Source organism: Nocardioides panacihumi, assembly GCF_039530925.1.
In the GTDB taxonomy this organism is placed as follows: Bacteria; Actinomycetota; Actinomycetes; order Propionibacteriales; family Nocardioidaceae; genus Nocardioides; species Nocardioides panacihumi.
In genome coordinates this window covers 553,601-577,822 of the sequence record NZ_BAAAPB010000002.1, presented here as the reverse complement: position 1 = coordinate 577,822, position 24,222 = coordinate 553,601, and the positions used below count along the sequence as shown (strand labels likewise).

The 24,222-nt window shown below is 72.4% G+C and carries 21 protein-coding genes and 1 pseudogene; 19 read left to right on the top strand and 3 right to left on the bottom strand.

Annotation, left to right across the window (positions count from 1 at the left end):
* The 10 genes from ABD205_RS11920 to ffh all read left to right on the top strand — a co-directional run.
* A partial coding sequence (locus ABD205_RS11920) for a TetR/AcrR family transcriptional regulator (RefSeq protein WP_344045055.1) occupies positions 1-643 on the top strand: 643 nt, incomplete at its 5' end.
* Between the two features lie 142 nt (positions 644-785).
* A complete protein-coding gene (gene smc, locus ABD205_RS11915) occupies positions 786-4,328 on the top strand; it encodes a chromosome segregation protein SMC (protein WP_344045054.1) in 3,543 nt (1,180 codons plus the stop codon).
* A 96-nt stretch (positions 4,329-4,424) separates the two neighbouring features.
* On the top strand, positions 4,425-4,616 hold the full coding sequence (locus ABD205_RS11910) for a hypothetical protein (RefSeq protein ID WP_344045053.1): 192 nt from the start codon (positions 4,425-4,427) through the stop codon (positions 4,614-4,616).
* A 51-nt stretch (positions 4,617-4,667) separates the two neighbouring features.
* A complete protein-coding gene (ftsY, locus tag ABD205_RS11905; RefSeq protein ID WP_344045052.1) occupies positions 4,668-5,792 on the top strand; it encodes a signal recognition particle-docking protein FtsY in 1,125 nt (374 codons plus the stop codon).
* A gap of 11 nt (positions 5,793-5,803) precedes the next feature.
* Entirely contained in the window at positions 5,804-8,179 is a 2,376-nt protein-coding gene (locus ABD205_RS11900; RefSeq protein WP_344045051.1) for a glycosyltransferase family protein, read from the top strand.
* A 183-nt stretch (positions 8,180-8,362) separates the two neighbouring features.
* On the top strand, positions 8,363-9,643 hold the full coding sequence (locus ABD205_RS11895; RefSeq protein WP_344045050.1) for an ammonium transporter: 1,281 nt from the start codon (positions 8,363-8,365) through the stop codon (positions 9,641-9,643).
* Positions 9,640-9,978: a P-II family nitrogen regulator gene (locus tag ABD205_RS11890; protein WP_344045049.1), complete on the top strand. Its 339-nt coding sequence runs from the start codon at positions 9,640-9,642 to the stop codon at positions 9,976-9,978. The genes ABD205_RS11895 and ABD205_RS11890 overlap by 4 nt, the downstream gene beginning before the upstream one ends.
* A gap of 119 nt (positions 9,979-10,097) precedes the next feature.
* Complete coding sequence (locus tag ABD205_RS11885) at positions 10,098-10,436, top strand: P-II family nitrogen regulator (RefSeq protein ID WP_344045048.1); 339 nt, start codon at positions 10,098-10,100, stop codon at positions 10,434-10,436.
* A gap of 28 nt (positions 10,437-10,464) precedes the next feature.
* Positions 10,465-12,687 carry a [protein-PII] uridylyltransferase gene (locus ABD205_RS11880; RefSeq protein WP_344045047.1) on the top strand — a complete coding sequence of 741 codons (2,223 nt, stop codon included), beginning with the start codon at positions 10,465-10,467 and terminating at the stop codon, positions 12,685-12,687.
* Between the two features lie 42 nt (positions 12,688-12,729).
* Positions 12,730-14,292: a signal recognition particle protein gene (gene ffh, locus ABD205_RS11875; RefSeq protein WP_344045046.1), complete on the top strand. Its 1,563-nt coding sequence runs from the start codon at positions 12,730-12,732 to the stop codon at positions 14,290-14,292.
* Between the two features lie 166 nt (positions 14,293-14,458).
* Here the strand turns inward: ffh and ABD205_RS11870 are convergent, their stop codons facing one another.
* A complete protein-coding gene (locus ABD205_RS11870) occupies positions 14,459-14,821 on the bottom strand; it encodes a PPOX class F420-dependent oxidoreductase (RefSeq protein ID WP_344045045.1) in 363 nt (120 codons plus the stop codon).
* 46 nt (positions 14,822-14,867) lie between these two features.
* Between ABD205_RS11870 and ABD205_RS11865 the strand changes: the two genes are divergently transcribed.
* The 3 genes from ABD205_RS11865 to ABD205_RS11855 all read left to right on the top strand — a co-directional run bounded on the left by ABD205_RS11865 (position 14,868) and on the right by ABD205_RS11855 (position 18,566).
* The gene (locus ABD205_RS11865) at positions 14,868-15,233 is read left to right on the top strand and encodes a hypothetical protein (protein ID WP_344045044.1); all 366 of its coding nucleotides are present in this window, start codon (positions 14,868-14,870) and stop codon (positions 15,231-15,233) included.
* A gap of 142 nt (positions 15,234-15,375) precedes the next feature.
* Positions 15,376-17,415: a glycoside hydrolase family 3 protein gene (locus ABD205_RS11860; protein ID WP_344045043.1), complete on the top strand. Its 2,040-nt coding sequence runs from the start codon at positions 15,376-15,378 to the stop codon at positions 17,413-17,415.
* An 80-nt stretch (positions 17,416-17,495) separates the two neighbouring features.
* Entirely contained in the window at positions 17,496-18,566 is a 1,071-nt protein-coding gene (locus tag ABD205_RS11855; protein ID WP_344045042.1) for an amidohydrolase family protein, read from the top strand.
* On the opposite strand, the gene ABD205_RS11850 is transcribed toward ABD205_RS11855, so the two are convergent.
* Together ABD205_RS11850 and ABD205_RS11845 are read right to left on the bottom strand one after the other, a co-directional pair.
* Positions 18,563-19,984, bottom strand: coding sequence for a hypothetical protein (locus ABD205_RS11850; protein ID WP_344045041.1), 1,422 nt, complete (start codon positions 19,982-19,984; stop codon positions 18,563-18,565). The genes ABD205_RS11855 and ABD205_RS11850 overlap by 4 nt on opposite strands.
* Positions 19,981-20,469 (bottom strand): hypothetical protein, encoded by a 489-nt coding sequence (locus ABD205_RS11845; RefSeq protein WP_344045040.1) that lies wholly within the window; start codon positions 20,467-20,469, stop codon positions 19,981-19,983. Before ABD205_RS11845 ends, ABD205_RS11850 begins: the two co-directional genes overlap by 4 nt.
* A 213-nt stretch (positions 20,470-20,682) precedes the next feature.
* On the opposite strand from ABD205_RS11845, the gene rpsP reads away from it, so the two are divergent.
* From rpsP to ABD205_RS11815, 6 genes and pseudogenes are all read left to right on the top strand, one after another.
* Complete coding sequence (rpsP, locus tag ABD205_RS11840) at positions 20,683-21,162, top strand: 30S ribosomal protein S16 (RefSeq protein WP_344045039.1); 480 nt, start codon at positions 20,683-20,685, stop codon at positions 21,160-21,162.
* Between the two features lie 2 nt (positions 21,163-21,164).
* Entirely contained in the window at positions 21,165-21,407 is a 243-nt protein-coding gene (locus tag ABD205_RS11835; RefSeq protein WP_344045037.1) for an RNA-binding protein, read from the top strand.
* 106 nt (positions 21,408-21,513) lie between these two features.
* Positions 21,514-22,344: a CHAD domain-containing protein gene (locus ABD205_RS11830; RefSeq protein ID WP_344045035.1), complete on the top strand. Its 831-nt coding sequence runs from the start codon at positions 21,514-21,516 to the stop codon at positions 22,342-22,344.
* A 34-nt stretch (positions 22,345-22,378) separates the two neighbouring features.
* Positions 22,379-22,939, top strand: coding sequence for a ribosome maturation factor RimM (gene rimM / locus ABD205_RS11825; RefSeq protein WP_344045033.1), 561 nt, complete (start codon positions 22,379-22,381; stop codon positions 22,937-22,939).
* Positions 22,936-23,616 (top strand): annotated as a pseudogene (gene trmD / locus ABD205_RS11820) (tRNA (guanosine(37)-N1)-methyltransferase TrmD); the annotation flags it as partial. The gene rimM and the pseudogene trmD, both read left to right, overlap by 4 nt.
* Before the next feature lie 6 nt (positions 23,617-23,622).
* A complete protein-coding gene (locus tag ABD205_RS11815) occupies positions 23,623-24,129 on the top strand; it encodes a GNAT family N-acetyltransferase (protein WP_344045875.1) in 507 nt (168 codons plus the stop codon).
* The last annotated feature ends 93 nt before the right edge of the window (positions 24,130-24,222 follow it).

The following is a 24,222-nucleotide window of genomic DNA, read 5'->3' as shown; positions in this document are numbered from 1 at the left end:
CGACGTGGCGCTCGCCCAGATGCAGGAGAAGGGGTACGACGCGGTGAGCATGCGCTCGATCGCGAAGGAGCTCGGCACGGGTCCCGCCTCCCTCTACGCCCACGTCGCCAACCGTGACGAGCTCGACCAGCTCCTCATCGAGCGGGTCGCCGGCGAGTTCCCCATGCCCGAGCCCGACCCGGAGCGGTGGGACGAGCAGCTCAAGCAGGCGCTGCTCGACATGTTGACGGTCTACCGCGCGCACCCCGGTGTCGCCCGGGCGACGCTGGCGATGATCCCGACCTCCCCGGCCGCCCTGCGCAACGCCGAGGGCGTGATGGCGTTGTGCCGTGCCGGCGGTGTCCCCGACCAGCTCGCCGCCTGGGCGTGCGACATGTTCGCGCTCTACATGGGCGCGGTCGCGATCGAGGAGGACGTGTGGCGGATGCGGGCCGCGACGGCCGCGGAGGACGGGGAGCCCTATGGCGAGGAGGCGGTCGTGGCCGCCGTACGCGACCACTTCGCCGCGCTGTCGCCGCAGGAGTTCCCGCTGCTCAGCTCACTCGCCGGCGTGATGACGTCCGGGAGCGGCGACGACCGGGTCGGCTTCGCCGTCGAGATCATGGTCGAGGGGCTCAAGGCACTCGCGCGTCGTTCGGAGTGACCTCCCGCCGATCGTCGGCGCCTCCAGGTAGCCTGTGACCCGCTGAGCTTCCCCCGCGACGCCGCCTGAGACCATCAGGGCTTCGTGTCCGCTCGACAGCCGCCACCTGCGCCGTGGCGGGAGATCCGATGAGGGAGCCCGCGTGTACCTGAAGAGCCTGACCCTGAAGGGGTTCAAGTCCTTCGCGTCCTCGACGACGCTCCAGCTCGAGCCCGGCATCACGTGCATCGTGGGCCCCAACGGCTCCGGCAAGTCCAACGTCGTCGACGCGCTGGCCTGGGTCATGGGCGAGCAGGGAGCGAAGTCGCTGCGCGGCGGCAAGATGGAGGACGTCATCTTCGCGGGCACCTCCGGGCGTCCGCCCCTGGGCCGGGCCGAGGTCGTCCTCACGATCGACAACTCCGACGGCGCGCTCCCGATCGAGTACGCCGAGGTGACGATCAGCCGCACCATGTTCCGCTCCGGCGGCTCGGAGTACGCGATCAACGGACAGTCCTGCCGGCTGCTCGACGTGCAGGACCTGCTCAGCGACTCCGGCATCGGCCGCGAGATGCACGTCATCGTCGGCCAGGGCCAGCTCGACACGATCCTGCGCGCGACGCCCGAGGAGCGCAGGGGCTTCGTCGAGGAGGCGGCCGGCGTGCTCAAGCACCGCAAGCGCAAGGAGAAGGCGCTGCGGAAGCTCGACTCGACCGAGGGCAACCTGACCCGGCTCAGCGACCTGCTCAGCGAGATCCGGCGCCAGCTCAAGCCGCTCGGCCGGCAGGCGGAGGTCGCCCGGCAGGCTCAGACGGTCCAGGCCGACGTGCGCGACGCCAGGGCGCGGCTGCTCGCTGACGACATGGTCACGGCCCGCACCGCGCTCGAGCAGGAGCTCGCCGACGAGTCGGAGCTCCTGTCACGCCGGGCGGAGGTCGAGGGCGCCGTCGCGACCGCTCGCGAGAACGAGGCGGCACTCGAGGCCGCGTTGCGCGAGGACCTGCCGGCGCTCGCGAAGGCGCAGGAGACCTGGTTCGGGCTCAGCGGGCTGCGCGAGCGCCTGCGTGGGACGCAGTCGCTCGCAGCGGAGCGCGTGCGCAACGCGACGTCGGTGCCGGAGGTCGAGCACGGGCGTGACCCCGAGCAGCTGGAGGCCGAGGCGGCACGGGTGCGGGAGCAGGAGCGCGCGACCGACGCTGAGGTCGAGACGCACCGGACCGCGCTGGAGGAGGCGGTCAACGCCCGCCGAGGAGCCGAGGATGCTGCCGCGGAGGAGGAGCGCCGCGTGGCCGCTCTGCACCGGGCCGCAGCCGACCGCCGCGAAGGCTTGGCGCGACTGCACGGCCAGGTCAACGCGCTCAAGTCCAGGGCGGCCGCCGCCGACGAGGAGGTCGGGCGTCTGACCCTCGCGCGGGAGGAGGCCAAGGCGCGGGCCGACCGCGCGCAGCGCGACTTCACCGCGTTGGAGACCAAGGTCGCCGGCCTCGACGCCGGCGAGGAGGGGCTCGACGCGGAGCACGAGGCCGCGTCGGCCGTCCTCGACGACGTCGAGGCACGGCTCGCCAAGCTCCGGGTGGAGGCGGCCCAGGCCGACCGCGACCGGTCCGCGCTGGGCGCCCGCAAGGACGCGCTCGAGCTCGGCCTCGCCCGCAAGGACGGCGCCGGCGCGCTGCTCGCGGCCACCGACCGCGTCTCCGGCCTGATCGGCTCCGTCGCCGCGGTGCTCAGCGTGAAGGTGGGCTACGAGGCCGCCGTCGCCGCGGCCCTCGGCAACGCGGCCGACGCTGTGGCCGTCACCGACGCAGACGCCGCCATCGGGGCCATCGACCTGCTCAAGGCCGACGACCTCGGTCGCGCGGGGATGCTGCTCGGCGGAGCGCCTGCCGATGCGCGCGACTGGCCGACGCTTCCGGGCGCCGGTGTCGCCTACGCCGTGGACGTCGTCGAGTGTCCTGAGACCATCCGGCCCGCGCTCGCACGGCTGCTCTTCAAGGTCGCCGTCGTGGACGACCTCGCCGCCGCCCGGGCGCTGATCGCCCGCCTGCCGGACGTCACCGCGGTGACTCGTGAGGGAGACCTGCTGGGGAGCCACTTCGCCTCGGGCGGCTCGAGTGCGCAGCAGAGCCTGATCGAGATCCAGGCCGCAGTCGACGAGGCGACGACCCAGCTCGCCGAGGCCGTCGCCGCGTCGGAGCGGCTGACGTTCGAGGCCTCCCGTCTGGAGGCCGAGCGCCTCGACGCGCACAAGCGGGTGGACGTCGCCCTGGCCAAGCTGCACGAGTCGGACGCGACGCTCGCCGCGGTCGCCGAGGAGCTCGGGCAGTACGGCGCGCAGGCCCGTGCCGCCCGTGGCGAGGCCGACCGGCTGGACCAGGCGATCGCGCAGGCCCTGGACTCGCGCGAGCAGGCAGTCGCCGGGCTCGCCGAGCTCGAGGCTCGCCTCGCCGGCGCTGAGGACGCGGGGGAGGAGGAGCCGTCCACCGACGACCGGGACCGGCTCGCCGAGGCGGCCCGCGACGCTCGCCAGGTGGAGACCGAGGCGCGGTTGTCGCTGCGCACCTCGGAGGAGCGTGCGCGCGCCATCCACGGACGCGCCGACAGCCTGCTCCGCGCGGCAGCCTCCGAGCGGGAGGCACGGGCCAAGGCGATCGAGCGGCGCGAGCGCCTCCTTCGCGAGGGCCGGGCTGCGAAGGCGGTCGGCACCGCGGTCGGACACGTCCTCGTCCGGCTCGAGGAGTCGATCGCCCGGGCGGCTCAGGCTCGGACCGCCGTCGAGCAGGCCAGGAGCGGACGGGAGCAGGAGCTGCTCGGCGTACGTGCGACGCTGCGCCAGCTCGGCGTCGAGCTCGAGGAGCTGGTCAGCTCGGTCCACCGCGACGAGATGGCGCGCGCCCAGCAGCGGATGCGGATCGAGCAGCTCGAGGAGAGGGCGCTCGCCGAGCTCGGACTCGACGCGGAGACGCTCGCAGCGGAGTACGGCCCGGACCAGCCGGTGCCCGTCGCCGCGACCGAGGACGATCCCGAGCCGGAGCCTGTGCCCTACGTGCGCGAGGAGCAGCAGAAGCGGCTCCGCAACGCTGAGCGCGCCCTCTCCATGCTGGGGCGGGTCAACCCGCTCGCGCTCGAGGAGTTCGCCGCGATGGAGGAGCGGCACCAGTTCCTCACCGAGCAGCTCGAGGACCTGCGCAACACCCGCCGCGACCTGCTCGACATCGTCAAGGAGGTCGACGCCCGCGTGGAACAGGTCTTCACGGAGGCGTACGCCGACGTCGAGAGGGCGTTCGACCACGTCTTCAAGCGGCTCTTCCCCGGTGGTGAGGGGCGTCTGATCCTCACCGACCCGAGCGACATGCTCACGACCGGCGTGGAGGTCGAGGCGCGTCCGCCGGGCAAGAAGGTCAAGCGGCTCTCCCTGCTCTCGGGCGGCGAGCGGTCGCTGGTCGCCGTCGCGTTCCTGGTCGCGCTCTTCAAAGCGCGTCCCAGCCCCTTCTACATCCTGGACGAGGTCGAGGCCGCGCTCGACGACACCAACCTCGGCCGGCTCCTGGAGATCTACGAGGAGCTCCGGGAGAACTCCCAGCTCCTCGTCATCACCCACCAGAAGCGGACCATGGAGGTCGGCGACGCCCTCTACGGCGTCACCATGCGCGGCGACGGGGTCTCCACGGTCATCTCGCAGCGGCTGCGCGAGGTCGAGTCGGCCTGAGGCGCCGACGCGCACGGGTCCCGGATGTCGGGACCTTCGTCCCCTGTGTGGCAGGGTAGTGAGCAGATCCGCATCCCCACTCGGAGGGACTTCCCCGTGCTCCTCATCATGATCTCGATGCTCGCGATCCTCGCGCTGGCAGCGCTCGTGCTCGTCTTCGCAGCCTTCCCCCACCGCGGCGAGTCGGTGCCCGGCGTCCCGTGGCTGGGTGACGCGATGGAGCGGGCAGCCGACGTGGCGCCGGTCCTCGACGGCGACGACCAGAAGGCCTGGTCCCTGCACTCCTGATCGACATGGTGGTGCAGAGGGCGGGTGACACCCTCTGGTTGGATTGAGGCCATGACGCTGCTGCTCCTCATCATCGTGCTGGCCGTCGTCCTGGTGGCGATCGCGGGCATCGCCCTCGTGGCCACCCCACGGCGCAGGCGGACGCCCGTCGCGCCGCCGGCGCCGCGGCCGACGGCCGACCGGGAGGCGACGCCCCCGGAGGCGTCCGTCGACACGCTCCCAGCGCCGGTGGAGGAGCCCGCGGCGCCGGTCCGCGAGCGACCTGAGGGCACGGCGTCGCGCCTGGTTCGTCTGCGCCAGAGGCTCGCCGGCTCGCAGAGCGGCCTGGGACGGGGTCTGCTGGCGCTGCTCAGCCGCGACCGACTCGACGAGGACACCTGGGAGTCGATCGAGGACGTGCTGATCACCGCCGACGTCGGCGTACAGCCCACGCAGGAGCTCGTCGAGCGACTCCGCACCCGGCTCCGGGTGGAGGGACACGCGGATCCGCGCGCGATCCTGCGTGAGGAGCTGGTCGCCCTCGTCGACCCCGACATGGACCGGCGACTCCAGGTGACCGGCTCCGACGGCAAGCCCGGGGTGGTCCTCGTCGTGGGCGTCAACGGGGCCGGCAAGACCACGACGGTCGGCAAGATCGCCCGCATCCTCGTCGCCGAGGACCGCAGCGTCGTGCTCGGCGCCGCCGACACCTTCCGTGCCGCTGCGGTCGACCAGCTCGCGACGTGGGGCGAGCGGGTCGGCGTCGAGGTCGTCAGGGGTCCGGAGGGCGGTGATCCCGCCAGCGTGGCTTTCGAGGCCGTGAAGTCGGGTGTGGAGCGTGCGATCGACACCGTCATCGTCGACACCGCCGGACGGTTGCAGAACAAGCAAGGACTGATGGACGAGCTCGGGAAGGTCAAGCGCGTCGTCGAGAAGCAGGCGCCCGTGACCGAGGTCCTGCTCGTGCTCGACGCCACGACCGGTCAGAACGGCCTCGTCCAGGCTCGCGTGTTCTCCGAGGTCGTCGCCGTGAGCGGCATCGTGCTCACCAAGCTCGACGGCTCGGCCAAGGGAGGCATCGTCGTGCAGGTGCAGCGCGAGCTCGGTGTGCCCGTGAAGCTGGTCGGCCTGGGCGAGGGGCCCGACGACCTCGCGCCGTTCAGCGCCGAGGCGTTCGTCGACGCGTTGCTGGGCTGAGCGCGCCGGACATGGCAGGCATCGTGGGCAGGGCCGCCCGCCGACTCCGGTCGCAGAGGCCGTCCGCGGCCGAGCGGCTGCTGCTCGAGAGCCCGCTCTTCGACGCCGACTGGTACGCGGCACAGGCAGGTCGGCCTCTGCGCGGCACTGCCGCGGTGCGCCACTACCTCGCCGAGGGCGTCGCGCGGGGGCTGCAGCCGCACCCCCTCTTCGATCCGACCTTCGTGCGGTCGCAGTGGACCCAGTCGCGGCTGAGCCGACTGGGCGACGGTGACCCGCTGACCTTCTACCTGCGTCGGCAGGCCTACGGCACCGCGACGCATCCGCTGTTCGACGCCGCCGGCTACGTGCTGCGCACGCCGGAGGCGGCCACGCATCCCGGTGGTCCGACGGCGCACTACGTCCAGGTCGGGGCGGCGGCCGGTCTCCCGGCGAACGACTGGCTCGCCGGCGACCTGACCGCCTGGCTCGTCGCGCGACGTCAGGAGGCCGTGCGCCGACGTGGCGCGGCCGCCGTCGAGACGGACGCCGGCGATCTCAACGACGGGGTCGCCTGGGACGAGCTGGCCGGACGCGAGCAGGACGACGCGGTCGTCTCGGTCATCATCCCGACGTACGACGACTTCGTGATGACGTTCGCCGCGGTCGATGCGGTCGTCGCGTCCGACGGCGTCGACGGGGTCGGCATCGACTGTCTCGTCTGGGACAACGGGTCGCGTCCCGAGGTGGCGGCTGCCCTGGACGCACTGCCGTTGCGCTCCGGCGCGGTCAGGCTGCTGCGCAGCGAGACGAACCTGGGCTTCGCGCTCGGCAACAACCTCGCCCTGCCGCACGCACGGGGCTCGGTGGTCGTCTTCCTCAACAACGACACGACGGTCCCTCCAGGTTGGCTTCCTCCGCTGGTGGAGGCTCTGCGCGACACCGAGGTGCTCGGCGTCCAGCCGCTGCTCGTGTACCCGACGGGCGCCGTGCAGTCGGCCGGGGTCGCCTTCCCGACCACCGGCGGCCTCCCGCACCAGCTGCTGCAGGGCTTCCCGGCCGAGGACGCGGCGGGCATCGCGGGGCAGCGGCTGCACGCCCTGACCGGCGCGGCGCTGACGATCCGCTACTCCGACGCGGTCGCGCTGCGAGGCTTCGACCCGGGCTACGTCAACGGCATGGAGGACGTCGACCTCTGTCGCCGGCTCGCAGAGCTGAGGCCCGGTCACTTCCGCGTGCTGCCCGAGCAGCCCGTGGTCCACCACGAGTCGCGGACCCCGGGTCGCTACGCCCGCTACCTCGCCAACCGGGAGCTCTACCTCGAGCGGTGGCACGGGCGCGACGAGCCCCGTGACGACGGTGCGCTGTGGGCCTCGGCGGGCTATCGGGTCATGGGCCACGAGGTTCGCCGCCGCAACCCCAAGCAGGAGCGTCGGCTGCTCGTGCCCGAGCCGGTCCTCGTCCATGAGCTCCGCTTCCGAGCGGACCCGCGTCCCTTGCGCTGGGCGATCAAGAACCCCGCCTTGTCGGGTGCCGCCGGCGACTCGTGGGGGGACACCCACTTCGCGGACTCGCTCGCCGTGGCGCTGCGCAGGCTGGGCGAGGACGTCGTCATCGATCGCCGCGGCGAGTTCGAGCGCGCGACGTCGCGACACGACGACGTCGCACTGCTCCTGCGCGGCCGGCTCCCGCTGCGACCGACCCCGGAGCAGGTCACGATCGCCTGGGTGATCTCGCACCCCGACCGCGTGACGCTCGAGGAGGTGCGCCAGTACGACCGGGTCGTCGCCGCGAGCACCTGCTGGGCCGCCGAGCGCAGCCATGAGTGGGGTGTGCGGATCGACCCGCTGCTGCAGGCGACCGATCCCGAGCGGTTCCATCCCGACGCCGCCGTCCCGGACACGGGGGAGCGGCTCGTCTTCATCGGCAGCACCGACGGCCGGGTGCGCGCGGTCGTCCACGACGCGATCGAGGCGGGCCTGGACGTCGCCGTCCACGGCTCCGGTTGGGACGGTCTGCTGCCGCCGGACGTGCATCGATCGTCGTACGTCGACAACAGCGAGCTCGCCGCGGCGTACCGTCGCGCCGGGATCGTCCTCAACGACCACTGGACGGACATGAGGCGCGAGGGCTTCGTCTCCAACCGGCTGTTCGACGCGGTGGCCAGCGGCGCGAGGGTCGTCACCGACGAGATCGACGGGTTGGACGAGCTCTTCGGCGACTCCGTCCAGGTCTACCGGTCGGTGGACGACCTGCGCAGGCTGGCGTCCCTGCCCGACCCCGACGCGGTCTTCGGTGACGATGCCGCGCGCCGCCTGCTGGCAGCCAAGGTCCGGCGCGAGCACTCGTTCGACGCGCGTGCCAAGGACCTCGTCGCCATCGCGCACGAGCTGCACGCCGGCCGGTAGCGCTCTGCGCCCACCGTCGACAGGTGGGCGTAATGCGGGCGTCACAAGCGCTCGGATCTGTTACACCCCCGAAACATCGGGTGGCGCGCATCGAAACCTCCGCGCATGAAGGTGATCCGCAGATAGGGCGAGGGTCCGGGCCGGGCCGACCACTCGCCGTCGGAAAGTCTTTCTGGAGGTTCTGTGGACGGCTACTACGCCTTCATGCTGGTGGCGACAGCCCTGGTGCTGGTGATGACCGTGCCCGCGCTTGCCCTGTTCTACGGCGGCATGACGCGGTCCAAGTCGGTGCTCAACATGATGATGATGTCGTTCGTCGCGTTCGGCATCGCGAGCATCGTGATGGTGCTGTGGGGATGGTCGGAGGGATGGGGTGCCGACGGCGTCGGCAACGGCAACGGCAAGCTGATCGCCGACCCGTTCACCATGTGGGGGCTGGACGGGGTGACCTCGGCCAACTACATCTTCGTCATCTTCCAGCTGACGTTCGCGGCCATCACGGTCGCCCTGATCAGCGGTGCGATCGCCGACCGCGTCCGGATGCTCGCCTGGGTGGTCTTCATCCCGGTGTGGCTGACGCTCTGCTACTTCCCGGTCGCGCACAACGTCTGGGGTGGCGGCTGGCTGGCCGACAAGCTCAGCGGCGGCTCGACGGTCCCGCAGGACTACGCGGGCGGCACCGTCGTGCACATCAACGCGGGCATCGCCGGCCTTGTGCTGGTGCTCGTCATCGGCAAGCGGATCGGCTTCGGCCGTGAGCCGATGCGGCCGCACAACCTGACGCTCACGATGATCGGCGCCGGGATGCTGTGGTTCGGCTGGTACGGCTTCAACGTCGGCTCGATCGTCTTCACGGGCAAGACCGAGGCCGACAACGTCAAGCAGTTCATGTCGGAGACCGGCGTCACCTTCCTCAACACCACGATCGCGACCGCGGCCGCGATGCTCGCGTGGCTGCTCGTGGAGCGGCTCGTGCACGGCAAGGCCACGTCGCTGGGTGCCGCGTCGGGCGTCGTCGCCGGCCTCGTCGCGATCACCCCGGCCTGCGGGGCCGTCACGCTCACCGGCGCGATCATCGTCGGTGTTGTCGCGGGCGCGCTCTGTGCGCTGGCCGTCGGCCTCAAGTACAAGCTCGGGTACGACGACTCGCTCGACGTCGTCGGCGTCCACCTCGTCGGAGGCCTCGTCGGCACGCTGCTGATCGGCTTCCTGTCCAGCTCGTCGGCCCCCGGCGGCATCGACGGCCTGTTCTACGGCGGCGGGCTCGCGTCCCTCGGCGACCAGATCCTGGCAGCGCTGTTCACCATCGTGTGGACCGGCGTCCTGACGGCCGGCATCGCGGTCGCCATCAAGGTCACGATCGGGTGGCGCGTCACCGAGGAGGCCGAGGTCGACGGCATCGACGGCGACCAGCACGGCGAGTCGGCGTACGACCTGGCCGGCGGGACGGGGGTCCTCGCGTGAAGCTCGTGACCGCGGTCATCAAGCCGCACAAGTGGGAGGACGTCCGCGAGGCGCTCGAGACGTTCGGCGTCACCGGGATGACCGTCAGCGAGGTCAGCGGCTACGGCCGTCAGAAGGGCCACACCGAGGTCTACCGCGGCGCCGAGTACGACATCGCGCTCGTCCCCAAGATCCGGATCGAGATCGTGGTCGAGGACGGCGACGCCCTCGACGTGGTCGGCATCATCGTCAAGACGGCGCAGACCGGCAGGATCGGCGACGGCAAGGTCTGGGTCAGCCCGATCGAGAGCGTCGTGCGGGTCCGCACCGGGGATCGAGACGCTGCCGCACTCTGACCACAACGGACACGACCCGGCTCCTACGGGGGCCGGGTCGTGGCCGCATCCGGCACAATCGGCGGCGCACAGGTCGCCACCTGGCCCCGCGGACGCGGGGAAGGATCGTGAGGAGAACCATGAAGCTCGTCACCGCGGTCATCAAGCCGCACAAGTGGGAGGACGTCCGCGTCGCCCTCGAGTCCGTCGGCGTGACCGGCATGACCGTCAGCGAGGTCAGCGGCTACGGCCGTCAGAAGGGCCACACCGAGGTCTACCGGGGTGCCGAGTACGACGTCGCGCTCGTCCCGAAGATCCGCATCGAGATCGTCGTGCCGGACGGTGACGCCGACACGGTCGTCGACACGATCGTCCGGAGCGCGGGGACGGGCCGCATCGGCGACGGCAAGGTCTGGGTGGCCGCCATCGAGGGCGTCGTGCGCGTCCGCACCGGCGACCGCGACGACGCGGCGCTCTGATCTCCCACCGGCAGAGGGTCGTCGTCCCGTGACCGCCGTCGAGCGTGCCCGACGGACGGCTGCGGCCGACGCCCTCTGCCTGCAGGCGTACGACGCCTCGGCCGGCCCCGCGCAGGGAGCGGCACTCGTCGCGGTCGGCGGCTACGGCCGCGGCGAGCTGGCGCCGTACTCCGATCTCGACGTCGTCCTCGTGCACGACGAGGGCGTCGACCTGGGGGAGACCCCGACGAAGCTCTGGTATCCCCTCTGGGACTCCGGGGCCAACCTCGACCACTCACTGAGGTCGCTGCCCGAGATGGTGTCGGCGGCCGACGGTGACGTCCGCGTGGCGCTCGGGCTGCTCGACGTACGCCATCTCGCAGGCGACCCGAACCTGACCCTGCGACTGCGCACGACCATGCTGGCGAACTGGCGCCGGCACGCGCGCGAGCGGCTCCCGGGGCTGCGCACGATGGTCCGGCAGCGTCACGAGCTGCTCGGCGAGCTCGCGCACGTGAGCGTCCCCGACCTCAAGGAGGCGGCCGGTGGCCTGCGGGACGCGACGATCCTCAAGGCGCTGGTCGCGACGTGGCTGGTGGACGTGCCGCACACCGACCTCGAGCCGCGCCGCCAGGACCTGCTCGACGTGCGCGACCACGTGCACGGCATCGCCGCGCGGGCGACCGACCGGGTCGCCCCCGAGATGTGGCGCGAGCTCGCCGAGCGGCTCGGCCTGCCGGACGAGCGCGCCGCCCAGGCCCGGGTCCGCGGCATCGGACGCCGCATCACCCACCTCTCCGGCCTCACCTGGCGGCGGGTCGACGCCCTCATCGACCGGCCCGCCGGTGTCCGGCCGCGTCGGCCGGAGCTGACGCCCCTCGGGCCGGGCGTCGCCCTGTCCGGAGGCGAGGTCGTGCTCGCGCCGGGCGCGAAGCCGGCCGAGGACCCGCTGCTCCTCCTCCGTGCCGCGGCGCTGGCCGCCGAGCGCGACGTCGTGCTGGCGCCGCCGACCGCGGCGAGGCTCGCGCGGGAGGCCGCGCCGCTCCCGGTGCCCTGGCCGCCGGAGGCACGTCGTCTGTTCGTCCGGCTGCTGGCCTCGGGCCACGGCCTGCGCTCGGTGTGGGAGACGCTCGACGAGACGGGTGCCGTCGACCACCTGCTGCCCGAGTGGGAGCGGATCCGGCTGCTGCCCCACGCATCCGTCATCCACCGGTTCACCGTCGACCGGCACGTCGTGGAGACCTGCATCGAGGCATCCACGCTGATCCGTGCGGTGGCGCGCCCCGACGTGCTGATGGTGGCGGCCCTCCTGCACGACATCGGCAAGGGCAGCCTCACCGAGCACAGCGTGGCGGGTGCGCCCATCGCCCGCGAGATCGCGACCCGGATGGGCTTCGAGCCGGCCGCCGTCGACCTGGTCGAGACGCTGGTGCGCTGGCACCTGCTGCTCGCCGCCGTCGCCACGACCCGTGACCCCGACGACCCCGGCACCGTCGAGGCGGTCCGGGCCCACGTCACCGACCCGGCGGCGCTCGACCTGCTCGTCGCGCTGACCGAGGCCGACGCCCGGGCGACCAGCCCGAAGGCGTGGTCGTCGTGGCGCGCCTCGCTGATCCGCGACCTGGCCCGCCGGGCCCGGGTGGCGCTCGACACGGGCGCGGCCCTGCCGCCGCTCGTGGTGGAGGAGATGGCCGTGCCGAGGCAGGTCCGCCGCAAGGGAGAGGCGTCCTTCGACGTGTCGCCCGTGGCCGACGGCACCCGCGTGACCGTGATCGCCCGCGACCGGGTCGGCCTGCTCGCCGACATCGCCGCCACCTTCGCGATGCAGCGGCTCAGGGTCCGCGCGGCGCGGGCCTGGGCGCAGGAGTCGTACGGCGTCTCGGTCTGGGAGCTCGACGAGGAGCCGCTCGATCCGGCGGTGCTGCGTGAGCGCTACGAGGCGATCAGCGAGCGGCGGATCGACCCGGCCAGCCGGCTGCGGCCGTCCGACACCACCACGCTCGCCCCGAGCGTCGCCGTACGGCCCGAGGCGTCCACGCAGGCCACCGTGCTCGAGGTGCGCGCCACCGACCGGCCGGGGGTGGTCTACCTCGTCTGCGCCGCGCTGGCACGGCTCGACGTCGCCGTCCGCTCCGCACACGTCGACACCCTCGGACCGCAGGCCGTCGACGTGTTCTACCTGCAGGAGGCGTCGGCCGGGGTGCTGGGCGACGAGCGGGCCGCGCAGGCCGCCCATGCCGTCCGTGCGGCTCTTTCAGGGGAACCCGTCTAGTCTTGGGCTTCGATCCAACCGCCTGATCCGAGGACACAGATCTTGTTCGCCACGCTCTCCGACCGGCTCGCCGACACCTTCAAGAACCTGCGGGGGAAGGGGCGGCTCTCCGAGGCCGACATCGACGCCACCGCGCGCGAGATCCGCATCGCGCTGCTCGAGGCCGACGTCGCGCTGCCGGTCGTCCGCGAGTTCGTCGCGGCCGTCAAGGAGCGCGCCCGCGGCGCCGAGGTCTCGCAGGCGCTCAACCCCGCCCAGCAGGTCGTCAAGATCGTCAACGACGAGCTCGTCACGATCCTGGGCGGCGAGACCCGTCGGCTGCGCTACGCCAAGACCGGTCCGACCGTCATCATGCTCGCGGGCCTCCAGGGCGCCGGCAAGACGACCCTCGCGGCCAAGCTCGCCCTCTGGCTCAAGGAGCAGGGCAAGTCGCCGCTGCTGGTGGCGTGCGACCTGCAGCGCCCGAACGCGGTCAACCAGCTCCAGGTCAACGGCGGGCGGGTCGGCGTACCCGTCTTCGCGCCCGAGCCCGGCAACGGCGTCGGCGACCCGGTCGCCGTCGCCCGCGCCTCGGTCGAGGAGGCGAAGCGCACCCTCCACGACGTCGTCATCGTCGACACCGCCGGACGCCTCGGCGTCGACGCCGACATGATGAAGCAGGCCGCGGACATCCGCGACGCGGTCCAGCCCGACGAGGTCCTCTTCGTCGTCGACGCGATGATCGGCCAGGACGCGGTCACGACCGCGCAGGCCTTCCTCGACGGGGTCGGGTACGACGGCGTCGTCCTCACCAAGCTCGACGGCGACGCCCGTGGCGGTGCCGCGCTGTCGATCGTCAGCCTCACCGGCAAGCCGGTCATCTTCGCCTCCAACGGCGAGAAGATGACCGACTTCGACCTGTTCCACCCCGACCGGATGGCCGGCCGGATCCTCGACATGGGCGACATGCTCACCCTGATCGAGCAGGCCGAGAAGGCGTTCGACGCCGACGAGGCGGCCAAGGCGGCGGAGAAGGTGGCGTCGGGCGACTTCACCCTCGACGACTTCCTCCAGCAGATGCAGCAGCTGCGCAAGCTCGGCTCGATGTCGAAGCTGATGGGGATGCTGCCCGGCATGGGCCAGTTCCGCGAGCAGCTCGCCAACTTCGACGAGCGTGAGATCGACCGGATCCAGGCGATCATCCAGTCGATGACGCCCGGCGAGCGGGCGGACCCGAAGATCATCGACGGCTCGCGCCGCTCCCGCATCGCGCGCGGTGCCGGGCGGACCGTGTCCGACGTCAACCAGCTCATCGACCGCTTCGGCGAGGCGGCCCGGATGATGCGTCAGCTCGCCTCCGGCGGCGGGATGCCCGGCATGCCGGGCGCGCCGGGTGCGGCGTTCGGGAAGCGTGCCGGCGCCAAGCAGCAGGCGAAGGCGAAGAAGGGCAAGGGCGCCCGCCGGTCGGGCAACCCCGCGAAGGCCGCGGCCGAGGCGGCAGCCGTCGACAAGAAGCCGGCCGCCGCAGCCAACCCGTTCGGCAACCCGGGCGGCCAGGAGGTCGACTACGAGGCGGCCGCCGCGCAGCTGAACCTCCCGAAGGACTTCTCCAAGTACCTGAAGTGACCGGGTGGCCCGCGCGTGCCCGCCCGCCCGCGCGCGTGCCCGCCCGAGTGCGTGCCCGAGTGCATGCCAACCCAACTGTCACCGTGATGGTTGGAGCGACGGGTGATACCTGCGAAGTGTCACCCACCGCGCAAAGTGTCACGGTGACAGTTGGGGAGGGGCCCGCTCACTCCAGCCCGAAGGCGAACACCTTCTGCGCAGTGATGCGGATGACCTCGCGCGAGTAGCCCGGGCCGAACGGCTCGACGTCCGTCAGCGCCTCGGCGGTGCCGCGGATCTCGAGCATCCGCGGCCGCCACGGGTTCACGGACGCGAGGTCGTCCACGACGAACGCCACCTGCGGATGGCGGGCGACGTTGCGGAACTTCCGGGTCGCGCCCATGCGCCGGCCGCCGACCAGGATGCGGTGCTCGTCGTCCACCCGGAAGCCGACCGGGTTGTTCTGCGGCCCACCGTCGGGCCCGACGGTGGCCAGACGGCCGAGCATCTGCGACCGGAGATAGACGAGCTGCGCGTCGGTGAACCTCATGGCCCCATGGTCGTGCGTCCAGCACGGCGCGGCTAGGGTCCGGTGCGTGTCCAGCGTCCTCGTCGTCGATGCCGCCAACGTCGTGGGTGCCCGCCCGGACGGCTGGTGGAAGGACCGGGCGGGGGCCGCGCGCCGGCTGCACGAGGCGCTCCTCGTCGCCGACGTCGAGTACGACGTGGTCGTGCTCGTCCTCGAGGGGCAGGCCAAGTCGGGCGCCAGGGCCGGGCGTGACGCCCACGTCCGCACCGTCCACGCCGCCCGCGACGGAGACTCGACGATCGTCGCCGAGGCGCGGGCCGCTGCCGAGCGGGGTGACCGGGTCGCGGTGGTCACAGCCGACCGTGCCCTGCAGGCCAACGTCGCAGGGGTCGCCACCGTGCTCAGCCCGTCCTGGCTCCTGGACCGGCTCTGAGCCGATCGGGAGCGCTCCCAGAAGTTACGGACGCGTAACGGTTGACCTGGCTCAGACGCGGGTCACAAGGTGGTCGGGCGCGGTTATCGCGCCCCGGTGTCCTCTGAGCCGAGGCGTCGGGCCATCTCGGGAGGAGGCTCACGTGGTGTCTTTGCAGCACGCCCACCATCGGTCCGGTCAGGGTCCACGGCCACGCCGCAGCAGGCTGGCCGTCGTCAGCGCCGCCACGGCGGCGACCCTCGGTATCGCATTCCTCAACGCGCCGTCGGCGGACGCCGGCCACGCACGCGACGCCGGGTCACACGGCAGTCACCACGGCCACGCCGGCGGTCACTCGCCGGCGTACCTGAACGCCAAGCTCCCCACCAAGCTCCGCGTCGCGGACCTGCTCGGCCGGATGACCCTGGCCGAGAAGATCGGGCAGATGGCGCAGGCCGAGCGTGCCGACGTGACCGATGATCCGACCCAGATCAGTCGGCTCGGCCTCGGCAGCGTGCTCTCGGGCGGCGGCTCGGTGCCGGCGGCCAACACGCCCGCGGCGTGGGCCGACATGGTCGACGGCTTCCAACGGGAGGCACTGAAGACCCGGCTGGGGATCCCGCTGCTCTACGGCGTCGACTCCGTGCACGGGCACGGCAACCTCCTGGGCGCCACCGTCTTCCCGCACAACATCGGGCTCGGCGCGTCGCGTGACGCGAAGCTCGCCGAGAAGATCGGTCACATCACCGCGATCGAGACCCGGGCGTCCGGCCCGCAGTGGGCGTTCGCGCCGTGCGTCTGCGTCGCGCGCGACGACCGGTGGGGGCGCACCTACGAGTCCTTCGGCGAGAGCCCGGCGCTGGTGCGCAGGATGGAGACCATCATCGACGGGCTCCAGGGCCGCAAGGGTCAGATGGACCAGCGCGACCACGTCCTGGCGACCGCGAAGCACTACGCCGGCGACGGCCTGACGACCTACAAGGACACCCCGGACGACGCCAACGACTACCCGATCGACCAGGGCATCGACGAGGTCTCGCGCGCCGAGTTCGCCAAGCTCGCGCTCTCGCCCTACCCGGACGCGATCCGCAAGCACCACGTCGGCTCGGTCATGCCGTCCTTCTCGAGCGTCGACTGGACCGAGGACGGGCTCGGGAACCCGATCAAGATGAGCGCCAACAAGGAGCTCATCACCGGCGTCCTCAAGCACGCGTTCGGCTTCAAGGGCCTGGTCATCTCCGACTGGAGGGCCATCCACCAGCTGCCGGGCACCTACACCGACCAGGTCGAGGTCTCGGTGAACGCGGGCATCGACATGTTCATGGAGCCGTTCTCCGGTGACACGGTCGGCTACCCCCAGTTCATCCAGACGCTCACGCAGCTGGTGAACAGCGGCGCGGTGCCGATGAGCCGGATCGACGACGCCGTACGCCGGATCCTGACCGTGAAGTTCGACCTCGGCCTCTTCGAGCACCCGTTCACCGACCGCAGCCTGATGAACACGATCGGCAGCCCGGCACACCGGGCCGTCGCGCGGCAGGCCGTCGCCGAGTCGCAGGTCCTGCTCACCAACCACGACCGCACGCTCCCGCTGTCGAAGCAGGCACCGGTCTACGTGGCCGGCAGCAACGCCGACAACATCGGCAACCAGGCCGGTGGCTGGACCCTCACGTGGCAGGGCAGCCCCACCGGGGTCATCCCGGGCACCACGATCCGGGCTGCCATCGACGCGGCCACCGACGCGCCGGTGACCTACAGCCAGGACGCCTCGGCTCCGGTCCCCGCGGGCGCCAACGGTGTCGTGGTGGTCGGCGAGACGCCGTACGCCGAGGGGCCTGGCGACGTGAACGGCCCCGCATGGGCGCCGAACGGCATCCAGACGATGCAGCTCTCGGCAGCCGACCAGGCCGCCATCCGCACCGTCTGCTCGGCCGCGGCCACCTGCACGGTGCTCGTCGTGTCGGGTAGGCCGCTGATCATCCCGCCCGACCTGCTCGGCCAGATCGACGCGCTCGTCGCATCGTGGCTGCCCGGCAGTGAGGGAGCGGGCGTCGCCGACGTGCTGTTCGGCGCCCGTCCGTTCACCGGGAAGCTGCCGGTCACCTGGCCGCGCACGCTCGCCCAGGAGCCGATCAACGTCGGTGACGCGAACTACGACCCCCTGTTCCCGTACGGCTGGGGGCTGACCACCGGACGGCGGTGACAACGGCCGGGACGTCATACGGAGTGGGCCCTCTGGGAGCCGATCCGTATGACGTCCCGGCTGCCGGTAACGTGCCTCGCATGACGGTCCTGCGGTTCCACGGTCCGGTCCTGCCGAGCGGTGAGGTCCGCGACCTGTACGTCGTCGACGGCCGCGTCACCTACGAGCACCAGGCCGGCGCCGAGACGGTCGCCTCCGGATGGATCGTGCCGGGTCTCGTCGACGCGCACTGCCATCTCGGCCTCGGCGCCGACGGCGAGGTGAGCCGTGAGGAGACCGAGCAGCAGGCGATCGCCGACCGCGACGGCGGGGCGCTGCTCGTCCGCGACTGCGGTACGCCGGCCGACACCCGCTGGATCCAGGACCGCGACGACCTGCCGAGGCTGGTCAGGGCGGGTCGGCACGTCGCCCGCACGCGTCGCTACATGCGCAACTTCGCCGACGAGGTCGAGCCCACCGACCTCGCGACCGCGGTCGCCGAGCAGGCCAGGCGCGGAGACGGCTGGGTGAAGCTGGTGGGGGACTGGATCGACCGCGAGGCCGGCGACCTGACGCCGTCGTTCCCGGCCGAGGACTTCGCCGAGGCGGTCAAGGTCGCCCACGAGGCGGGCGCGAAGGTCACCGCCCACTGCTTCGGCCGCGACGTCCTGCCCGGGCTCATCGAGGCGGGCATCGACTGCATCGAGCACGGCACCGGCCTGACGCCCGACCTCGTCGGTGCGATGGCCGAGCGCGGCACCGCGCTGGTGCCGACCGTGGTCCAGACCGAGATCTTCCCCGGGCTGGCCGCCGCGGCCGAGGGCAAGTTCCCGCAGTACGCCTCGACGATGACCGACCTCTTCGCGCGGCGGCGCGCCACCCTCCTGACGGCGTACGACGCGGGGGTGCCGCTCTTCGCCGGCTCCGACGGGGCCGGCGGTCAGCGGCACGGCGTCCTCCACGAGGAGGTCGTGGCCCTGCACCGCATCGGCCTCCCGGCCGAGGTCGCCCTCGGGGCGGCGTCCTGGCGGGCGCGGGAGTGGCTCGGCTTCTCTCCGGACCTGGCCGAGGGGAGCGAGGCCGACTTCGTCGTCTACGACACCGACCCGCTGGCCGACCTGACCGTGCTGGCGCGGCCGTCGGCGGTCGTCCTGAGGGGCGCGGTCGTCTAGCCGAGGAGCACGACCGCGGCCACGACCGCGACCAAGCCCGTCACCAGCGCCTGCGCCACCGTCAGGATCCGCAGGCCGGGCTCGGCCCGGCGGCCGGGCCGCGCGAGGTCGAGCAGCACGGCGGCCATGACGGCGAGCAACGGCGCGAAGGACGGCCAGTAGCGTCCGCTCGAGATGTGCACGAACGGCTGCACCAGGGCTGCCGCGCCGAACAGCTTCAGGAGCAGGAGCGCCAGCTGGTCGCGCACGCCCCGGCGGACGACGACCAGCAGTGCCAGCGCGAAGGCGACCAGGAGGGCGCCGTACAGCACGACGGTCGGCCAGGTGACGAGACGGATGTGGGTGGAGTCGGCCGGCGGTGCCGGTCGCGCCTCGAAGCGGCGCGCGAACCCGCCCGGCTTGAAGACGAACCGCCCGAAGTCGCCCCGGACCTGGGCGATCCAGGAGCGCAGGTCGGAGTCGCGGAGCGCGTAGGCGGACATCTCGCGCTGGACGTCGACCTCGCTCTGGCCGGTGAGCGCCGCGATGCCCCGCGAGTAGCGGATCGAGCTGGTCCAGATGCTGCCCGGCGGGCACGGGCCGAAGCACACGTCGTCGACGTGACCGAAGGCGACGGCACGCGAAAGCGGGAGGGTCGTCGTGGTGACGACGCGGGCACCGAGGTAGTGGCTGGCCGTCACCGACCACGGCGCCAGGAGCGCGACGAAGACGACACAGGCCAGGGCCGCGGCCACGAGGCTCCGCCGCCACGTCGCCCGACCGAGGAGGAGCGTCCCGACGAGGAGCAGTGCGAGCGCCCCGAGCGACGCGGGGAGGGAGCTGGAGCGCAGGTACAGGAGGCCGGCGGCGAGGACGCCGATCCAGACGCCGGTCCGCAGGCGCAGTGGCCGGCCGGCGTACCAGTCGAGGCCGACGCGGAGCAGCTCGAGCACGAGGACGACGAGGACGAGACCCGCCATCAGGTCGGCCCACAGTGCGTAGGAGAACTGCGCCCACATCGGCACGCAGCCCGTGACGAGCAGCAGGCCCGCCGCACGAGCGCCCAGGCGCCGGTGGACGAAGACGGCCAGAGCGAAGAGCGCGACCGTGGTCAGTACGCCGAGGTAGAGCCGCGTCGTGGCCGCGTCGGCGTGTGGCGAGAGCAGGTAGAGCGGGGCCAGCAGGATCGCGTTGCCGGGCAGGAACGAGCCGTCGCTGACCAGCGAGTCCCGCACGAGCGTGGTGTCCGGAGCCTGGAAGGTCGCGACCTGGCGCATCAGGTCGGCGATCGCCTGGCCGGCCTCGTGGTAGTAGATCTCGTCGCCGGTGAAGGACGCATGGCCCGTGCGGGGCCACAGCCAGATCTTCACGGCCACGTTGGCGACGACGAGCGCCAGCAGGAGCGGGTGGCGCGCGATCGCCGCCGCCAGGCGCCTCACGACGCGCTCCCGTCGGGGCACGGCGGTCGCGTGCGAGACATCGTCACGCCGCGCGGGAGGTCGAGGACGATCGTCGACGTCACGGGCGTGCCGGCAAGGGCGCCGGGCAGCGGGACGACCCGTACCGTGACCGTCCGGCCCTCGTGGTCGGTGAACCGGGCGGGGGTCCCGACCGGCCAGGAGCCGGCGGGCCGCCGCCATCCGCTCCCGGGGAGCGCGCGGTCGAGGTCCGTCGCCACGTCGGCGGCGGGTGTGCGCACCACCTGGACGCTGACGGTGCGGGGCGACGAGGAGCCGGCGTGGGCAGGCCGCACCCCGGTGACGATCCAGCGGAACGGCAGGTCCGGCGTACCCTCGAGCGGCCAGCAGTACGCCGACGTCCCCGTCCAGGGCTCCGACCGGTGCCGGACGGTCCCGGCCGGGTGCGCGGGTGCGCAGCCGGCGAGCAGTGCCAGCAGTACGGCGGCAGTGGCCCAGCGGCGCACTCGCCCTCCTTCGTCGAAGTGATCGTCGCGGAGGACGTTATCGGTCGGATTTCTGCCCCTGGCTCGACCTCTGGCAGACTTGTCTGTCGAGTCCTGCAACGGGCGGCCCCTCTCACCGGCCGATGCAGTGTCCGCCGAGGAGCGGGCGCCGGTGTTCCCCACCTGGTCGTGCGATCCTCACCCACACACGAATTCCGAAGGAATACCACAGACGTGGCTGTCAAGATCCGTTTGAAGCGCCTGGGCAAGATCCGGGTGCCGCAGTACCGCATCGTCGTCGTCGACTCCCGCAAGAAGCGCGACGGCCGGGTGCTCGAGGAGATCGGCAAGTACCACCCCAAGGAGGACCCGTCCTTCATTGCGGTGAAGTCCGACCGCGCCCAGTACTGGCTCGGCGTCGGCGCTCAGCCGACCGAGGCCGTCGAGGTCATCCTCAAGGTCACCGGCGACTGGCAGAAGTTCAAGGGCCTGCCCGGCACCGAGGGCACCCTGAAGGTCGCCGCGCCGAAGCCCGACAAGCTCGAGCGCTTCAACAAGGCCCTGGCCGAGGCTCACTCCGCTCCGACCGCCGCGGCCACGACCAAGGCGTCGAAGAAGGCTGAGAAGAAGGTGGAGGAGGCTCCGGCCGAGACCACCGAGGCTCCGGCCGCCGAGGCCGAGGCCCCCGCCGCTGAGCCCGCTCCCGAGGCCTGAGCATGCTCGCCGAGGCGCTCGAGCACCTCGTCCGCGGCGTGGTCGACCACCCCGACGACGTCGTGGTGCGTGACAAGCAGCTGCGCCGCGGTTCGATCCTCGAGGTCCGGGTGCACCCCGACGACCTCGGCAAGGTGATCGGCCGGGGAGGCCGCACGGCCTCCGCGTTCCGGACGGTCATCGGAGCGCTGGCCGGTAAGAACGGTGCTCGCGTCGACTTCGTCGACGTGGACCGGCGCCGCTAGGCCTCGCAGCTCAGCTCGACACCGGACGGGCGTCACCCTTCGTGGGTGGCGCCCGTTCTGCGTCTCCATCGCTACGGTGGTGCCCCGCCCGCAGAGGAGGCCGCCGATGGGTCGACGCGATGAGCCGCTCGCGGCATACGTGGGCGAACAGGCCCGCCGGATCCTCGCCGGAGTCCCGCGACTGCCGGACGCTGAAGCGGTCCACCGCACGCGCGTGGCGACCCGCCGGCTGCGAAGCACGCTGAGGGTCTTCGCGCCCCTGCTCGAGCTCGCGCCCGCGGACGTGGCGTGGGCGGACGAGGAGCTGCGCTGGTTCGCCGGGTTGCTGGGCGCGGTGCGCGACCGGCAGGTCCAGCGGGCACGGTTCGCCACGGCGCTCGGCGAGCTGCCGCCCGAGCAGGTGCTGGGATCGGTCGCGGCGCGGATCGAGGGCACCCTGTACGCCGAGCAGGTCCAGGCGCAGGAGGAGATCGCGAAGGCGATCGGGTCGCCCCGATACGACGCACTGTGCACGGTCCTCGAGGCGTGGCGGGTCGACCCACCGGGAGCGGACAGTGATCCGCGCGCGCTGCGCAAGCGCGCCCGGAAGGCGGCCGAGAAGGCGGAGCGGCGACTGGTCGCGGCGTGCGCGAGCGGCGCCGACGTCGAGCTGCACAGAGCACGCAAGGCGGCCAAGCGGGCGCGGTACGCCGGGGAGCTGCTCCGGCCGCTCGGGCACGGCAAGTCGCAACGCAAGCGGTTCAAGGTCGTCCAGGTCCTGCTCGGTGACTTCCAGGACGCGGTCGTCGCCGAGGCGACCCTGAGGCGCCTGGTGAGCGGGGTCCCGGCCGGGGAGAGCGGCTTCACGTTCGGGCTGCTCCACGCGCACGAGCGCGCGGAGGCCGAGCGGTTGCGAGGGCTGGTGTGCGGGCGGGGCGGAGTCCCCGGTCAGCTGTGACCCCAGGGTCGGATGTCCCGTCGGCTACGCGAGAATGTCCTCCGTGGAGTCCATCGAGGTCCTGATCGGCCGCATCGGCAAGCCGCACGGCATCCGTGGTCACGTGACGATCGACGTCCGGACCGACGAGCCGGACCGGCGCTTCGCCGACGGCGCACGGCTGCGTGCCGTGCCGCCCAAGGGCTCGGCCTTCGGCCACCCCGTCCTCACCGTCGCGGCGAGCCGCTGGCACCAGGGCATCCTGCACCTCCTCTTCGAGGAGCTGTCGGGTCGCGAGGCCGCCGAGTCCGCGCGGGGCGTGCTGCTCTACACCGACATCCCCGCCGACGCCTCGCCCGACGACCCGGACGAGTACTACGACCACCAGCTCGTCGGCCTGGCGGCGTACGACGTCGACGGCACCCGCCTCGGCGAGGTCACCGGGCTCTTGCACGGTGGGGCGCAGGACCTGCTCACGATCCGCACGGTGGACGGCCGCGAGGCGCTGGTGCCGTTCGTCAAGGCGCTCGTGCCCGTGGTCGACCTGGCCGAGCGCAAGGTCGTCATCGAGGACCGCCCCGGGCTGGTCACGCCGCTGCCGGAGGAGGACGAGTGAGGCTCGACTACCTCACGATCTTCCCCGACTACCTGACGCCTCTCTCGTTGAGCCTGCCCGGGAAGGCGATCGACAGCGGTCTCCTCGAGGTGCACGTCCACGACGTGCGCGGCTGGACGCACGACCGGCACCGCACGGTCGACGACACGCCGTACGGCGGCGGAGCGGGCATGGTCATGAAGCCGGAGCCCTTCGGCGAGGCGTTCGACGAGCTCGGCGTGGACCGGGGGACGGCGATCGTCTTCACGACGCCGAGCGGCGAGCCGTTCACGCAGGCGCTCGCGACCGAGCTGGCGAGCCGCGAGCGGATCGTGTTCGCCTGCGGGCGCTACGAGGGCATCGACCAGCGGGTGCTCGACCACGCCCGCACGGTCGCCGACGTGCGTGAGATCAGCATCGGTGACTACGTCCTCAACGGGGGAGAGGTCGCCGCCCTCGCGATCACGGAGGCGGTCGTGCGCTTGCTTCCGGGCTTCATGGGCAACGCCGCGTCCCTGGCCGAGGAGTCCCACTCGGGGGAGGGATCGGGGCTGCTCGAATACCCCGTCTACACCAAGCCCGCCACCTGGCGCGGGCACGACGTCCCGCCGGTGCTGCTCAGCGGCGACCACGCCCGGATCGCGGCCTGGCGCCACGAGCAGCGACTGCAGCGCACCGCGGAGCGCCGGCCGGACCTGCTCCACGTGAGCAGCGCCGCCATCGACTGGGACGTCGTGCCCGCGACGCGGAGCGATGCGGGCGAGATCCTCACGCTCCAGCGCGCCTGCTGGCTCGCCGAGGCGTTCGACGCGCAGTCGCTGGAGATCCCCGCCCTGCAGGAGGACCTGGCGACGGTCGTCGCCGAGCTCGACCGCTGGCAGACGTACGTCGTCCGCTCCGGTGGCCGGCTCGTCGGCTCGGTCCGCGGGCGGATGGACGACGGGCCGGACGGTGAGCGGGTCTGGGACATCGGCCGGCTGATGGTCGCCCCCGACCTGCAGGGGAGGGGCCTGGGGCGGCTGCTGCTCGAGCACATCCAGGCGGTCGCTCCGGCCGAGGCGACGTCGTACTGGTTGTTCACCGGCGCCACGGCCACCCGCAACCAGCGGCTCTACAAGAAGGCGGGGTTCCGTCTCCGGCCGGACATCGAGCCACCGCCGCTCGCCGTCGTCATGACCAAGCGCCGCCGCGGACGGATTTCGGGCTCCTGACGGCACTGTGGCAGACTCATCGCTTGGCCTCGTCGGCCGAAGGACAGCTCCGGGCACGATCGAGCGGAGTGTCTGCGTCGGGCTCCTGCCACA